This window comes from Ruminococcus sp. B05 (genome assembly GCF_003628495.1).
In the GTDB taxonomy this organism is placed as follows: domain Bacteria; phylum Bacillota; class Clostridia; order Lachnospirales; family Lachnospiraceae; genus Schaedlerella; species Schaedlerella hominis.
Window position 1 is genome coordinate 230,991 of record NZ_RBZR01000002.1, and the last position, 16,284, is coordinate 247,274.

The 16,284-nt window shown below is 40.8% G+C and carries 12 protein-coding genes and 1 pseudogene; 1 reads left to right on the forward strand and 12 read right to left on the reverse strand.

Features of this window, described 5'->3' with window-relative positions; genetic code table 11:
• Window positions 1-19: 19 nt before the first annotated feature.
• The 9 genes from D8Q48_RS04075 to D8Q48_RS04115 all read right to left on the reverse strand — a co-directional run bounded on the left by D8Q48_RS04075 (window position 20) and on the right by D8Q48_RS04115 (window position 10,198).
• On the reverse strand, window positions 20-1,066 hold the full coding sequence (locus D8Q48_RS04075; protein ID WP_117989499.1) for an FUSC family protein: 1,047 nt from the start codon (window positions 1,064-1,066) through the stop codon (window positions 20-22).
• 163 nt (window positions 1,067-1,229) lie between these two features.
• Entirely contained in the window at window positions 1,230-2,264 is a 1,035-nt protein-coding gene (locus D8Q48_RS04080; RefSeq protein WP_121055524.1) for a transglutaminase domain-containing protein, read from the reverse strand.
• A 30-nt stretch (window positions 2,265-2,294) separates the two neighbouring features.
• Window positions 2,295-3,236, reverse strand: coding sequence for a CorA family divalent cation transporter (locus tag D8Q48_RS04085; RefSeq protein WP_243116219.1), 942 nt, complete (start codon window positions 3,234-3,236; stop codon window positions 2,295-2,297).
• A 109-nt stretch (window positions 3,237-3,345) separates the two neighbouring features.
• A complete protein-coding gene (locus tag D8Q48_RS04090) occupies window positions 3,346-3,978 on the reverse strand; it encodes a cytidylate kinase-like family protein (RefSeq protein ID WP_121055526.1) in 633 nt (210 codons plus the stop codon).
• A 149-nt stretch (window positions 3,979-4,127) separates the two neighbouring features.
• Window positions 4,128-5,324 (reverse strand): DNA polymerase IV, encoded by a 1,197-nt coding sequence (locus D8Q48_RS04095; protein ID WP_121055527.1) that lies wholly within the window; start codon window positions 5,322-5,324, stop codon window positions 4,128-4,130.
• Between the two features lie 75 nt (window positions 5,325-5,399).
• A complete protein-coding gene (gene srtB / locus D8Q48_RS04100) occupies window positions 5,400-6,125 on the reverse strand; it encodes a class B sortase (RefSeq protein ID WP_207667540.1) in 726 nt (241 codons plus the stop codon).
• 23 nt (window positions 6,126-6,148) lie between these two features.
• Window positions 6,149-7,279, reverse strand: a complete 1,131-nt coding sequence (locus D8Q48_RS04105; protein WP_117989495.1) for a DUF5979 domain-containing protein — start codon at window positions 7,277-7,279, stop codon at window positions 6,149-6,151.
• 30 nt (window positions 7,280-7,309) lie between these two features.
• Window positions 7,310-7,795 carry a signal peptidase I gene (lepB, locus tag D8Q48_RS04110; protein ID WP_121055529.1) on the reverse strand — a complete coding sequence of 162 codons (486 nt, stop codon included), beginning with the start codon at window positions 7,793-7,795 and terminating at the stop codon, window positions 7,310-7,312.
• Window positions 7,796-10,198 (reverse strand): Cna B-type domain-containing protein, encoded by a 2,403-nt coding sequence (locus D8Q48_RS04115; RefSeq protein ID WP_117989493.1) that lies wholly within the window; start codon window positions 10,196-10,198, stop codon window positions 7,796-7,798.
• Between the two features lie 309 nt (window positions 10,199-10,507).
• Here D8Q48_RS04115 and D8Q48_RS04120 point away from each other — a divergent pair, with 309 nt between their 5' ends.
• Window positions 10,508-12,250, forward strand: coding sequence for a 5'-nucleotidase C-terminal domain-containing protein (locus tag D8Q48_RS04120; RefSeq protein WP_279230728.1), 1,743 nt, complete (start codon window positions 10,508-10,510; stop codon window positions 12,248-12,250).
• Window positions 12,251-12,406: 156 nt separating this feature from the next.
• On the opposite strand, the pseudogene D8Q48_RS04125 reads toward D8Q48_RS04120, so the two are convergent.
• The 3 genes and pseudogenes from D8Q48_RS04125 to D8Q48_RS04135 all read right to left on the reverse strand — a co-directional run.
• Window positions 12,407-12,796, reverse strand: a pseudogene (locus D8Q48_RS04125) (AAA family ATPase); the annotation flags it as partial.
• Window positions 12,797-12,884: 88 nt separating this feature from the next.
• The gene (locus D8Q48_RS04130) at window positions 12,885-15,533 is read right to left on the reverse strand and encodes an ABC transporter permease (protein ID WP_121055533.1); all 2,649 of its coding nucleotides are present in this window, start codon (window positions 15,531-15,533) and stop codon (window positions 12,885-12,887) included.
• A gap of 15 nt (window positions 15,534-15,548) precedes the next feature.
• On the reverse strand, window positions 15,549-16,220 hold the full coding sequence (locus D8Q48_RS04135) for an ABC transporter ATP-binding protein (RefSeq protein WP_117989490.1): 672 nt from the start codon (window positions 16,218-16,220) through the stop codon (window positions 15,549-15,551).
• Window positions 16,221-16,284 lie beyond the last annotated feature (64 nt).

Genomic DNA, 16,284 nt, shown 5'->3' on the forward strand with positions numbered 1-16,284 from the left:
TCACCTTGCCGTTTGTATTTTAAGCAGCAACTGCTTGTTTCTTCCCGATTCGTGCCAGCAGCTGATTACAAGCCACTGTATATACCGCACCGAATACATTTGCACCAATACGAAGTGCTACGGCAGCAGGCATTCCAAACATTCCTGCTGCAATAGACAGTGCTCCAAATGTGTTAAATACGGTCTGCCATGCATATCCGGCTGAGTAGCCGACTCCAATCCCGCCTATCACTCCGATATACGGATACATAGATTCCGGCAATACAAGATATAACACGATAAAAATCAAGCTTCCTACTATATTATATATACCTCTTAATTTTGCACGTTCTTTTGCATCTTCCGTAAATGGCATGCACACTGACATACATGCAATTCCTGCCCACATTGCTCTTGGCAAGCCAAGAAGTGTCATGATCAACATTGCTGATGATACGATCAGTGTCAATCGGATATACCATCTGCTTCTTGCTGAGAAACGATCAAATTCACGAAACAGATCCAGAAATGTTCTGCGATATGGTCTGTTTTTCTGTTTTTTGTAAAATATTGCCATACAGCCTATCATTCCGACAACTAATCCAATCACACGAAGTCTGTACGACTGTCCGCTTACATCATATCCAAACAATAATAAGTATCCCAATACAAAGGTTGAATGATTTGACATGATCACATTATGGCATCCCAAAATCATTAATAATAGAATACAGATTATATTTACACCAAATGCTATAACTGGCGGCAACATATTTGCTAATCTTGGTCCTATCATTAATATCGCAAAAATACCTCCGATACTGAGAATGCCATGACTTGTCCGAATTCCGAAATCTGCCTGGCGAAGGACAAGTACTGCCAGTAATATGGTTACTCCCGCCACACTGTTATCCGAACCGAATATCTGGCTGAATATTGTTACAAATGCAAAACAAAATGCCATTACAAGATATACTTTAAAGTTGTAGATTAGTATGTGACGGCGTTTTTCTTTTTTGTCTTGTGTGTTTTTGATCAATTGTTTTGAGCCTACAGAGCTTAATTGTAATTCCTGATAAAATGTCATGAGGTATCCTTCCTTTCACTTTTGTATGTTAACTGCATCGGCTTTTGTGGATGCAATTATTTTTGATATAGCGAAGAGGTACTATACACGAAAAATGACTTTTAGTCAAGACATTTTTTTACGAATCCTTTAAACATGCAAAATATCTATACAGCCTTGCTCATTAACAACCTATCTGTTCACCTTCATTTGCATCTTCCATCGTAATCTCTGCCATAACTAATTCCTCTGCAAAGGTAAATCTCAGCACTGCCTGTGACCAGTTCAAACTAATCTTCGCCTTTTTCTGCTTTTCTTCTCCGGCTTTTTGGATTAAGTCTATTAGTTCATCTAAGACTTCTTTTGTTAAATATCCGCCACGCCAATGCATCGTAAATATTTTTCCTTTTTTTGCAGTCTGTAATGCTCTTTTATATACATCTTCTTTTTTTGTAAAAGAAAGTTTCTTTTCTTTATAATAGAAATGTTCTCCGTCTTCACATTTTGGTACAGAAACAAGAACCGGTTCATGATCGCGAAAAATCTGTTTATCGCTTAGATTAAAATAATCGTATCGAATTTCAGAACCAAATGTTTCTTCTTTTCCTAGTGTATTATCAAACGTTGCATCAAGATGATAGTATTTTCCATTGATTTTTACAATATTCCAGGTATGACGATATTTAATTCCTTTTTCTGGATTATTTCCACAAATTGCAATAATACACCAGACACCTAGTGCATCACACAACACTTTGACCGCTTTTGCAATACCTTCGCAGACTCCGACTCCTTGACCTAATGGTCCAATGATTTCATGGGAATATGATTTTTTTAATTTGTCATATCGTACATTTTCGCAAATAAAATCATGCACATACTTTTCTTTTTCCCATTCGGAATAGTTTGCAGCCAGTCTTGATAGTTTTTCTACGCGGGCTTTCATTGCTTTTTGATGTTCTTTGATCTTGTTTTTATCAAATAAATATTCCGGGATAAAAATTAAATTAGAAGAATCTATATAATGTTTATATTTGAATCCGCTTGCCCAAAATATTTCCGGATGATCGAGACGAAGTTGGAAGAATACATCGTATAATTCATTTCCTTCCAGATAAGGTATTTTAATTTCATCTGCCAATGCATTCAGTCCTTGCATAAGAGAATGATATACGATTTGTTTTTGCTTATTCATCTTGCTGTAATAGTATGGTTCCATGCTTCTATTCCTTGTTTTTTTATACTCTTTTTAAATGATTTTTTTCTTTTTAAAGAAATGCAGGCTGACTATAACGACTACAACACTTAACACACACACGCTGTAGTATCCGCTTTTGAGTCCGGGCATATCGTAAAAGTTCATTCCAAACCATCCTGTAATGAGGGTCAATGGAAAGAATATTGTTGATATCACTGTTAAGAACTGCATATTATTATTCTGTCTTGCTGCAATCTGTGACTGATAAGCTTCTTTTACCTGTTGTGCATATTCCAGTAAATGCTGTGTCTTACTCATCAGACGGTCGGCACGGTCTGTCAATGTACCGAAATATTTTAAATGACGTTCAAGGAAAATACCATTTTCATTTTCTTCAAGCTCTTTTCCTAAGTCCATGATCTCATCGTAATAGCTTCTTAAATTTAAAAGTTCTCTGCGAATTGGCATCATTTCATTTTCAAAGCTTTCTACTTCATCGCGGGTCACTTCTTCCTCCATCTGTAAGAGACGGCGTTCATATGCAATCAGTATTTCCAGATCTCTGCTCATAAACTCTGCAAAAAAATTATAAATAAAACGTTCTTTTGTATCTGCCTGTCTTGCTTTTTTCTTTTGGATCCGCTGAATCAGTTTACATGCAAATGCATCATCGTCTACAATTACAACATTAAGCTGATTAACAAAAAAATACATTCTATATTTGTTTCCCAACACATCCAGAAGTTTTGGTATACACAAGGTTCCTACCATACATTCATGTTGGTTTTCTACTTTACAGAAACCAATCTTTGCAAGCTTGATTTCGTTATCATATACAATCCCTGCTTTTTTCAGGGTTTCTTCTGCATGTGCAGAATCTGTCAGAAAAACCGCAGCCGGTCTTTCTTTTTCCCAGGTTTCATTTTTAATGGGAACTAAACGTTCTCCTATTTTATAAATCACCAGAGTCACCTTCTCTCTTGTTTTTACCATAAAAGATTATCTCATACTTTGCCTGTTTTGGGAAGTCAATTAGAAAAGACAGCCAACTTGACTGTCTTCTCCAAAATATATTTCTATAAAGAATGGTGAACAACAACTATTATGCTTCCCATTTTTTGTAGATTCCTTCTAATGCATCTACAACGCCGTCAATTCCCATAAGACTTGAATTGAACATCATTTGATGTGCTTCTATGCTTCCCCATTCACGATCTGTATGTTCTTCATAATATGATTTTCTTGTGCGATCTACACGTTTGATTTTTTCCCATGCTTTTTTCTCATTCAAATCATACAATTTCATAATTCTTCGGATACGATCTTCTTTGTATGCATAGATAAATGTATTTATGCAATTTGAGTAATCACCTAATATGTAATCTGCACATCGTCCCACAAATATGCACGGACTTTGTTCTGCGAGTTTTTCGATTAATTTGGACTGCATATCAAATATCTGTTCTGATAATGGCTGTTCATATTCTGTCCCGTTCATAAAGAGTATATATGCTCCAGAGCCTGTGCCGGATACTGCAGAAGCCATATATCTTCCAAGAATTGTTTCATCTACTTCCTGGGCTTTTTGGGGATCAATCTTCAGTTCTTGTGCCGCCATACGGATTAGGTTGTAATCATAAAGTGGAATTCCAAGCCGTTCTGATAATCGATTCCCGATTTCATGTCCGCCACTTCCGAATTGTCTGCCGATTGTAATAATTGTGTTGTTCGTCATAATTGTCACTCCCATCTGCTTGTATTATTGTATTTGACATTTTAAATACACGTTGATTATATACAGATATTATAACGTAATCCCATTATTTTTTCTATCAATTTTCACATTATTTCTATTTCAAATTTCATCAGCACTTCTATTTTGATTTATTTCATCTCACTTGCTTTCATCACTGCACTATCTCCAAATTTTTTTCTGATTTCTTCCATTGCTTTATTGAGCTTCTGATGTTTTTCATCTGGTTTTTCCGGTATTTTAATATCGAATATAGATAGTTGCTCCGGTTCCGACGCATCGACCAGTTTTGCTGTCCTGATTCCAAGAAGCCGCACAGGTTCTCCGTTCCATGATTCTAAAAACAACTGGCATGCAGCATCATATATTTCTTCTTCTTTGTCTGTCGGTTTTGAAAGCTGTCTTTGATGCGACATTGTTTGAAAGTTGTGATATTTTACTTCCATACTGACCATCATTGCTTTCTGTCCTGCTTTTTTTAACCTGCCTCCAACACTTTGTGAAAGGCTTTTGAATACTTTTTGAACTTCTTCATAAGTTGCTGCATCTTCTGAAAGCGTCGTTGAATTTCCGATTCCTTTTGCATCTGATGGTTTTGATTGTACTTGCGAATCATCGATTCCATTTGCGAAGTTCCATAACATACGGCCATGACTTTTTAAATGAAGTTCAATCAATGCCGGATCTGCTTTTGCCAAATCTCCAATCGTATTGATTTCCAGTTTTTTCATTGTATCCACGCTTGATTTTCCAGCCATAAATAATTCATTTATCGGCAAACTCCACATTTTCACTGGAACTTCTTCCGGAAATAACGTATGTACTTTATCAGGCTTTTCGAAATCGGATGCCATCTTTGCCAGAAGTTTATTTGAGGAAATACCAATGTTTACGGTGAAACCAAATTTATTTTTTACTCCATCTTTTATTTCACATGCTGCTGCCACCGGCGATGCAAATTTATCTGCGATTTTCGTAAAGTCCATATAACATTCATCCACACTGACCTGCTCGATTTCTGTTGTATATGTCCTAAGGTACTCCATCAATTGACGGCTTTTTTCTCGATACATCTTGTGATTGGGGGCTGCTGTTATGAGATTTGGGCACTTACGAAAGGCATTCGCCACCGGCTCCCCTGTACGAATGCCATATTTTTTTGCAGAAATAGACTTGGCAAGTACAATTCCATGGCGGGATTTTTGATCACCGCCGATAATCGCAGGTATTGTACGCAAGTCTACTTCTGCTCCATTTTTCAATTGTTCTACTGCTGTCCAACTCAAGTATGCTGAATTTACATCAATATGAAATATAATCGTCGCCATGCCTTCCTCCCAGTGTTTTGATAAGGCTATCATTACACACTTTTATATAGCCGTCAAGGTTGGCATAGCGTCTTTCTAGTTATCTACACCCATTATTTTTCCAATAAGAATATCTCGCCCATTTGTCTCTCCAGATGTACAGGTGCTAAGCACAAGCAAGTGTTCGGAAGCTGTCACCTCACATTTTCTTTTTTGTATCGCATATTGATCAATATACTCCAACAATGCTGTTTTTTCGTCTTCCTCTTTCACCTGCGGATTATAAATTGTATAATCATAAGCATCCGTTTCAAGAAATGCGAAGAATTCTACTTTTTTGTATTTTCCTTCATAATACAGCTTTCCCCAGCGGTGATTTTGAAAATATTTTTTCCCCGAGAAAGATTCCAGCTCTCCAAACATTTTTTCTTTTGCCATATGGTGTCCATATATGATGTTATTGAAATCCGAAAAATCCGGATGATTTCGGCAGTCTAAAAAGAGACTTCCTGACAATGAAGCATTTCCTTTTGCATCCGTATTTACATACTTTGAATTATCTTTCCCTTGTGTCAACGGGTAATTGATATTCGTGTCTTCAACCATCAGCCAGCCAATCACTTCAGGATTTATTTTTACAAGTTCTTCGAACGACTCCTGATTTTTCGGATTATAAACAGAATAGCTTGTGGCGGATGCATTTTCATAAATCTGCTGTGTGTCCCACCACGTATAGCAGGCATAAAGGAGCAGAAGCAGTCCGATCACACCTGCTATGCAATTTAATATTTTATCTACAATCTCAAATACATAATTTTCCAACTGCATTCGTCTTCACATTTTATTTATTTTTCTTTTTTTAATCTTTTTACAAATGTTCCCATTGCCAGAAGCATTGCTGCAGCTCCGATAAGAATTGTAAATGGAAGGTTTTCAAGGATAATGCCTGTGATCGGAACATCATCGAACGTGTTTGTAAAGTCTGCGCTATTATTTCCTTTTCCAACAAGATTTGTTGCACCCGCTTCTGCTGATGACAAACTCTGTCCTTTGACTGCCTTTGTATCTACTGTTTTGACTCCATTTTCAACTACTTCTACAGAAGGTGTATAATATGCTGTTCCTGTTTCTGTTACAGCATAGCGTGTTCCGGCCGGAATGTTTGTGAATACAATTTTTTCTCCGTCATGAAGTTTAAATGTCTTTGCTTCTCCTGCCTTGAATTCTACTTTTTCATTTCCAATCATTCCTTCATAAGTATCATCCGTTGCTGTACCTGATTTTGTAAATGTTAATGTAAATGCAAAATCTTTTGTTCGGTCTGCATTCTTTCCTGCTGTTGTTTTTGAAATAGTAAGTGAAGCGTCATTTTTAATATAAATGTTTTCGAAACTCATTTCACTCACTTTGTCCCCTGCCGTGTTTGAAGCTGTAATTTTTTCAACTTCCGTTCCGCCATTCTCTGTATTAATGACATATACATGCATCGTGTATGCCTCTGTGGAATATGTCATAACTTCGCCGGAAGCAGTATCGTAGGTGTCTGCTTTTTCCTGCACATGATACTGATACTCACCGGCATGTGGAAATTCGCCAAATGTAATCCTGCCTGCTTTGTTGATTTTATAAACTCCTTCTGACAAGTCACCTTTTGAATCTTCTGCACTATAACTTACACTCTCGATTTCTGCTTCTGGTGCGTCTTCAGTAATTTTGTCGGCTGTAAAATGAAATGTTGCTCTTGGAATTGTAATACCTTCGGCTAGTTTTAATTCTTTTGTAATCTGTGCTACTGTTTCCGGCACATTGCTCGTATCACCTGCAACATCATTTACCGAAGGCTGATTTTTCGAGCCATTAACAGCGCCATTTCTTATAAATACATTTGTATCTGCTGCCAATGCGGTTGCTCCAATACAGATTGTCATTGTAGCCACCGTGCATCCTACCATTGATTTCCAATTGTTCCTTTTCATAGTTTTTTACTCCTTTTGACTTACATTTTTTTATAATCTGTTTCGCCGAATTAATGTGATGACTTTTCCTAACGTGTCTTTTTTATTTACTGCCCCGTAAATGCGACTGTCTGTTGCATGTTCTCTCGCATCTTTTAAGAGAAATATTTCTCCTTTTTTTAAGGTGACCGGAAATGAAATTCCTTCGGCATAGCGTTCTGTTTTTTCCTGGATGTCAGATTCTTGAACATACATCCCATTGATTTTTAACCCTTCGTCATCTATATCTACAATGTCCCCTTCCACCGCTACGACTCTTCCTACTTGCTTTTTTCCATCTTGTACGATTGCCACCAGATCGTGAAATACATAATTTTTATTCAACTGATAACTTACAATCAAATCCCCTTGCCGTATGGCCGGCTTCATTTCCTCATCATTATTTTGAAAAATGGAAAAGCAGACACCAAATAACAGCCACAATATTAAAATCAGTACGCCAGCTTTTGTAATCAGAAATATTATTTTTCTTTTCAATTACTTATCCTGCTTTTTATCTTTTTTTCCATAAAACAATTTTGAAATTGCAGCCAATACAAATAGTGCCACTGTTGCAAGAAGGATTCCGGGTATCATATTTGTGCCAAATGTGACTACATTTGTCAGTGGAATATTTTCTTTTTCATTTGTAACATTAATCCTCACATTTTCATTTAATATTCCATCTACTGATTTTTTATGGATTCCATTGAAACTGACCCGGTACCCTTCTGCATCGTTTACTTTTTCTGTTATGTTATAAGATGTTCCAAGTGAAAGCTGCTGAAGCTCTATCCCTTGTCCATGAGATAACCAGATTTCTGCAACGCCTTGCTCAAATGTTAATGTTCCGTCTTTTGGAGCCGTGACATTTTTTACATCGTCTAAAATGAATCCTCGATATGAATATGTTCCGTTGATTGGATTTCCTGACGCATCTTTCAATATAATCCGGAATGGGAATTTTTTTGTAATATCCCCCATTTCACCGGTCACTTTTTTGCTGATAGAAAGACTAGGCAGCTTCGTGTTTGTCACTGTAAATCCTCTTGTCGAATCACCGGACACTGCACTGACAAATCCCTCCAAAGCCTGTTCCTTGATCTGATACTGATGATGCTTTGCCACATGTTGAAAATCTGCTCTCCACTGATTGTCTGCATTCAATGTCAACGTTTTGTATGGTGCAAGCTTTCCATCCTGATACAATTCAACTTTTACCGGAACTTGTTCACTCTTTGCTGTGTTTTTCCACTCTTTATTCACCGGAATGGTCAGAGAATTCACCTGGAGTACCGGTTTTTCCACATAATCCACTGTCTCAGCTTGTGCCTCCCCTGCTCCATAAACATATGTCAAGGTTGCTGCATCGTTTGTGTAAAATCCAGCTTTACCTGAGCTTGTATCATTATCCCATGCATCACTGTTCATACTTCCCACAACTCCACCATAACTGTCTTCATTTGCCGCATATTCATCATATGCCTTTGCTGTAGGTTTGACATTGAAGCTGACAGCGTAAGTCACATCTTTCTGTAATTTGTAATCTGTTGGAAATGTTGCTGTTACTGTGCGTGTCTCTTCATTGTATGTTGTCTGAATATCAACGCCGGATAAATCCACCTCACTTCCGTCACTTGCGGTTGCTTTTACTGTCGGATTAAGATGTTCTGCATTTTCTAGTTCTGCATAATCGCTCAGCGTATCAGTAAGCACTACACTTCTACAAGTATATTCCGTCAGATTTCCCGTAATCTGTTTAAACGCCTCCGCCAATTTATCTGCGTCCGCTGCGGAATAATATTTTTTACTGGAAGTTGTATTTACTTTTTCCGCTAGTGTACTCAAAAATGTGCTGTCTGCACTATTCGAAAATCCGATGGTGTAAAATTGATCCAAGCCTTTCATCGCAGCTGCTTCATTGTAAGCCGCATTTGCATTGTAATTATAAGGATCTGTGTTTCCGTTTCCTATCGTATAACCATCGTTGTTATATCTGTACGTTGGAAGTCCGTCCGATAGAAAAATTACAATCTTACGTGCACTGCTATCTGCCTTTGCCAAAGCCTCCTTCGCGGTACGCAAGCCAGCCTGACAGTTTGTTCCGGATTTTTCTTCATTTACACGAATTCCATTTACAATCTGATCTACTTCTGACTTTGTTGTCGCCCATGCTCCATTTACCCAGGTTGCATCATCCCATGGTGAGTTATACCAATAATCCTTTAACCCGTAATACGTTACAACTGTCATTCTCGCATCAATTTGATCATTGTTGAAAATGGAATCACTCAAACCGCCCTTTTCTTTTACTACATCCTGCAAAACCTCTAATCTTGACTTTTCTCCCATCGGCTCATCCATACTTCCAGATGTGTCAACGATAAGAACAACATCGATTTTCGGTTTGCTCAATGTAGAATCATATTTTCCCGTCACATCCAAGGTCAGCGTATACGAATCTTCTCCATTGTATTTGATATACTTACGATGCGCCGGTGCCGTATTCTCATCAGACGATAATACAAGTGCAGATGGCTTGGCAGTGTCTGCATCAAGCTCTGCATCTTGTGGTGTATCTGTGTTTGTTGTTATAGCAATATCCGAGATTGTCGTTGCATCTGTTTTCATTGTGGTATCTGATGTAGTTACATCTTCTATTTCAGCTTCTGTTCTGTCTGTATCTGATATGGTTTTATCTTCTGTTAAGTTGCTATCTGTATTTGTCGTTATCTCTTCTGTTATGTCTGCCGCTTCTTCAATTGTGTTTTCTTCGACATTGAACTCAGATTGTTCAGCTGCATTAGATACGCTTGTCCAGATCCCTAAAATCATTATCAGTACAAGTGCATATGCAAGAATTTTCTTCAATATCAAATGTCGTTTTCCTTCTCCTCGCATATTTCTCCCTCCTTCATCACAGTTTAATTGGATTTAAAATCCATATTTCAAGTCGAACGTGCTTTGACACATTCTATTAACAGTCCTGGCATAAATCTATGACCGAACTGTTACTATCTTTTATATGCTTGTCCAAAGAGATGTATGTAACATTTTAGGACAAAAATTTTGCGGTTTTTCGTGGATTTTTGACATAATACCGGGTTGCTGACAGAGGAGGGGTGCTTGTCACAGGTACTGTAACCAGTAACAAATTATGATTATACAATTAGAGAAAATGCATCAGAAAGTACAACATTTGATGTAAAAATCGTACATACCAATGATATTCATGCACGAGTAGAAGAGGATGATTACAATCAAGTGATCGGAATGGACCGGCTAAGCACAATTGCACAGACATTTACGGCAGGCGCCGACGGTTCATTGATGCTTGATTCCGGAGATATCTTTCACGGACAGCCGATTGCAACACTGGTACAGGGAGAATCGGTAGCTAAACTGATGAAATCCTGTGGGTATGATGCAATGACCGCCAGAAATCATGATTGGAGCTACGGCAAAGATCGTTTGAAAGAGCTTGGCGGAATTGCCAATGTCAAAATTTTATCCGGAAATATCAAAAATGTAGATGGAACCTCCTTTTTTGATACAGATGCACTTGTAAAGGAAATTACTAAAAACGGAAAAATATTAAAAATCGGTGTGTTTGGTGTAAGTGACCCAAATATGAAAGACAAAACAACTCCATCCAATGTGGAGGGACTGGAATTTCAGGATGCAATAGCTTATGCAAATATGGAAGCTGCCGCATTAAAGACAGATGGATGTGATGTAGTGATTGCGCTGTCACACACGCTTAATCCGAAAAATATGGCTGCACAGGTGGATGGTGTAGATTTGTGGCTGTGCGGACATGAGCATATTGAACTTAGTGAAACCGTGACGACGCCAAACGGATCAAAGGCCTATGTATCGGAAAGCGGATATTATCTGAACACCATAGGGCTGATTGATTTGAACTGTACACTGGATGCAAATGGCAGCGTACATGTGGATTATAATAAAACATCTGTCAATTATGAAGCAGCACAGAACTATCCGAAGGACGCTTCTGTAACAGCCATATTAAATACGATTAAAGCGGAAAACGAGACAGCACTAAATCGTGTCATCGGTTCTTCTCCGGTAGAATTAGATGGTGTCTGGGAGCATATCCGTATTGGGCAGACAAACCTTGGAAATGTCATAACAGATGCATATCTGCTTGCCACAGGTGCCGATATAGCCTTTGAAAATGCCGGTGGCATCCGTGCTTCTGTCGCAGCCGGAACGATTACATACGGAGATGTCATTAATGTCAGCCCTTATGGAAACTATGTAGTGACAAAAAAACTGACCGGTACACAAATTAGAAATATGCTTGAAACCAGTCTTACAATTCAGAAAAACTGTATTGCCGCAAATGATAGTGGCGAGTGGGATTCCTGGCCAAATGACAGTGGAAGTTATCTACAGATTGGCGGAATCACCGTCAGCTTTGATCCGGCACAACCGGAAGGTTCACGCGTGCTTTCTGTAAAAAAAGATGGGCAGGAGCTGGATAATACAAAAGAATACATCGTAGCAGTTAATAATTATCTAGCAGGTTCCGACAGCTATCCGGCACTTGCCGAGGCAGCGGAAATCGGAGAATATTCTTGTTGTGAAGAGTTGCTGATCCGTTTCTTTGAACAGGGTTCCGATGCAATTGCCGCAAGTGCATCAAAACAGAATATGATTCAGACAAACAAAGAGTCCTCAGAACCGGTACCACCAGCTACACCAGAAATACCAGCTGTACCCGTAACGCCGGCTGTACCGGAGCAACCTGCGAAAGAACAGCCAAAATCTCCAAAAACAGAGGTTAAAAAAGAAGACACAAGCACAACAAAAGCTTCAGCAAAAAATCCAAAAACGGGCGACGACAATACTCTGCTCTGCTGGATGTTGCTTCTATTGCTCAGTGGAAGTGTAGGAAGTATCTGCCTGGTTCAGAAAAATAAAAAGTAAGGTTAGACAGAGGTGTCACAAGTATAACGACACAACTCATTCGAAGCGACTATGTTTTCCTTCTACGCATTGGATAAACCCGATTCCAATTCGAGAGGAGACATAGTTGCTTCTTTTATGATAATTTCTCTTCCTGTTTCACTTTGCATCGTTTCATATGGTGTTAATCCTATAGTTTTCTGGAAACGAATCCGCACGGTCTTTTAATTTATCACAGTAATTCAATACATCCCATGGACAGTACACTTCTACACTGCCAAACTGATACCCGTCATACCAGCTCTTGGCCTCTTCATAATGCTCCTCCATCCCATAATACTCCAGCATGTTCTTTACTTCCATATCTGTAAAGCCAAAATATTCATCATACCGTTCATCTGTAATGGACAATACTTTCAGGTTATTAAGCCCCGTAAAGATACTTTCTTTGGAAATGCGCATGCATCCTGTCATCACTGCAAATTTCAGGCTGTTATTCGTTTTTAATGCCTGTTCCAATAAACTACGGATTAAAAAGATCATCTGATCATAATACCCGTTTTCAAATTTCATAATTCCCTTAAACAAATTTCTTTTTTAAAAAAAGAACCGCCTCTCGGCCATTATAACCAAGAGGCAGTTTTTTGCTTAACAGTTATTGAGCATCCCTTAATTGCTCTACAACGCTGCATTTCGTTGCGTTGTCATACATCATGCAGGGGATCAGCCACCCCAGCAGAAGAAATACTGGAATTGTCAGCAGGACAGGCAGAATGGTAAACCGATACTCAAAGAACCAGAACATACTGCCCAGCATTTTCCCCGCAAGAGGTCCCACCGCCAGCGACAGAATAAAGGCCGCCGCTACGGAAGACATTGCGTAAAACAACCCCTCGTAAATCAGCATGGTTTTGAGCTGCCGGTTTGTCATTCCTACAGCCTGAAGCACAGCAAATTCACGGCGGCGGGAAAGAATACCGGTCATCATGGCGTTGAAGAAATTTAAGAGTCCCACCAGCCCAATGATAGCACAGAGGATACCACCTATCAGAAGGAACATCTGCCGGAACTGAGCAAATTCAGAGCGAGCCGTGGCCTTGCTTTCATACATCAAGGGCGAAAACTCACCGGCAGTGAGCTTCGATAGATATTGCTCTGCTTCGGCCTCGTCAACTTCGTCCGCTGTGTCGAACAGGTAGAGCATCGGAATGGCTGCACCACCGCTGTCCCTCTGTGCGGTGTCTACAGACAAAACTACGTCATATCCAATACCACCATAACGATAACTCATGGAATTCGGAAGTTCTACCAAGGCGCAGACCGTGTACTCTACATCTCTGGCTCCATACAATTTTGCCTGAAGGTACTCCTCCGGTGTATCTTCGGTGCAGAGTTCTCCGGTGCGGCTGTCGATATATTTCACATCATCCGCATAGGTAGCGGTAATTGTGTCTCCCACCTTGGGATAGTATTCAGGATTGAGCAGATTACCGTAGTCATCTAAGGAAACCGCAATGGCAATGGCGTTGTTGTCCGGCTCCAACATGGAAGAAATATCTCCGTCGAACACTTGCAGCTTGTCAAACAGACTGTTATCCAGAGCCTCGATTCTGGTATCTCCCATCACCATATTACCCCGGTGCTCCAGACGGCTCATATGGCTGTCCAACTGCTCGGCGCTTTCATACCTTGCATAGTCCTGCCGCAGAGCATCCTCCGTCATCCACAGGTATGAGGTTTTTCGCACAGCATATCCCGTGCCGGAAAGACTGGCCTTTGTGTTTGCGGAGATATCCTCTATTTGCTCCTGGGTGATAAATTCATCTGCACTCGAGTTATAACGAAAATAGTCGGGAGTGCTGACGATAAAATCGGCGCAGGTCATGGTGGATACATACTTCTCCATGCTGAAGCCGCCCACAAAGGCACACAGCGCATTGAACAGTGTCACCGACAGTGCCAGAGACAACACCACCAGTACCGTCTTTTTCTTGTTTCGTCCCAGATTGGCAAAGGCCATCTGATGGAGCTTTGCTCCCCGGGTGCTGCGCCGTTTTTTCTTGGTCTGCATTGCATCCGTATATTTGATAGCCTCCACCGGAGAGACCTTAGCTGCCATTTTTCCAGGCTTGGAACAAGACAAGAGCACCGTCAACAAGGCGAACAGCATAGAACCAAGGAAGATCACAGGCGATGTGCTGATGGTGGTGATGCCTGCATCCAACTGGGTGGAGCTCAAGACAACAGGAACCAAAACAGCGCCAATGCCGTAGCCCAGCAGCAGCCCCGCCGGAATACCGATCAGACAAAGCAGAAGTGCCTGCTGGCGAATGATGCGTTTGAGCTGCCGGGGCGTTGTGCCAATGGTTTTCAGAAGCCCGTAAAACCGGATATCTCCTGCAACAGAGATCTGAAAAATGTTATAGATGATAAGATACCCCGTGAAAATCACCAGCAGCAAAAAAGCTGCTATGGCGACCATCAGCTCTGGATCGAGCTGTGACTCCAGCTGGGATGAGGTATATCCCCAATTGACGCCGATTCGGACGCTGTTGGGATCAGTATAGCTGTCCCATGTGTAACCAAGATCGGTATCCACCTGCTCCATCTGCCCTTGAATGTTTGTGCCGGAGGCCAGCATGACATTCAAATCGGTGCGGAAAGGCTGTAAACCTGTTTTCACTGCCTGCGCTTCGATGTCATCTGCGTAATCACGGCTGATGTTGATGTAATGAACAGGCATTAGTTCATCATAGTCCCAATAGCCCACCAGCGTAAAGGTATCTGTTACAGTAAAGGCGGTTTGATCCTTGTCCGTAATGGAATAGGAAACCGTGACCTCGGCTCCCAGCTCCGGCATTACGCCAAGCAGCTGCAACGCTGCCGTATCCATGGCTACCTCTTTGCCGCTTTCGGGCATCCGTCCGGTAGTAGGGGTTGCATAGCTCCATTTAGTGCAGTTGGCATCCATGTAGCTGATCTCTGCCGGTATTTTGGCAAAGACCCCCTCCGCAGTGATACCGATTACCTTCCGTGCCCCCGTAGCCTTCACCTTTGGGTGGGCAGCGATGCGTTCCGCCTGCTCGGGGGAAACATCCTTAAAGGTGCCATGCGCATAGCCGCCTACCTGCCGAAACTGGTAGGTTTCATAACTGGCGTTCAACGACAAGACAATGGTGAACATGGACGTAAATAGCAGCGTTGTCAGCGCAATGGCAAAAATGGCGATCAGATTGCGACGACGGTTCGCATAAAAAGATTTTAAGCTGAGTTTTCGAATACATTTTCGATTTTTGACATTCATCGTAGCCACCTCCCGTTAGTTCTGGGAGACGATCCGACCGTCTTCGATACGGATAATGCGGTCTGCCATCTGCGCAATTTCTTCGTTGTGAGTGATCATTACGATTGTCTGGGCGAACTTTTGACTGCTGACTTTCAAAAGGCTCAATACATCCTGGCTGGTTTTGGAATCCAGATTGCCTGTGGGTTCATCTGCCAGAATGATAGCGGGTGCTGCCGCCAGCGCACGGGCAATGGCTACTCGCTGCTGTTGACCGCCTGAGAGCTGATTGGGCAGCGCATCCAGACGATCATCCAGCCCAAGTGTCTGTACAATTTGCTGTACGAAATCCTTATTGACCTTGCCACCGTCCAGCTCAATGGGTAGAACAATATTTTCATACACATTCAGCACCGGAACAAGATTATATGCTTGGAACACAAAGCCGATTTTCCTGCGGCGAAAGATTGTCAGTGCTTCCTCCTTCAGGGAGAAAATATCCTGTCCATCCACCATGACCGTGCCGCTTGTAGGGCGATCCAGCCCGCCCAGCATGTGCAGCAGCGTGGATTTACCGGAGCCGGATGTGCCGACAATTGCAACAAATTCGCCCTTCTTTACACTTAAATCAACTCCATCCAACGCATGAACTGCGTTATTGCCGGAGCCATAAATCTTTTTCAGGTTTTTTGCCTGTAAAACTTCCATAAATGAGTACCTCCATGAAAAAATCTGTATGTATGAAAGGAAATGATCCTTTGATACATATAGA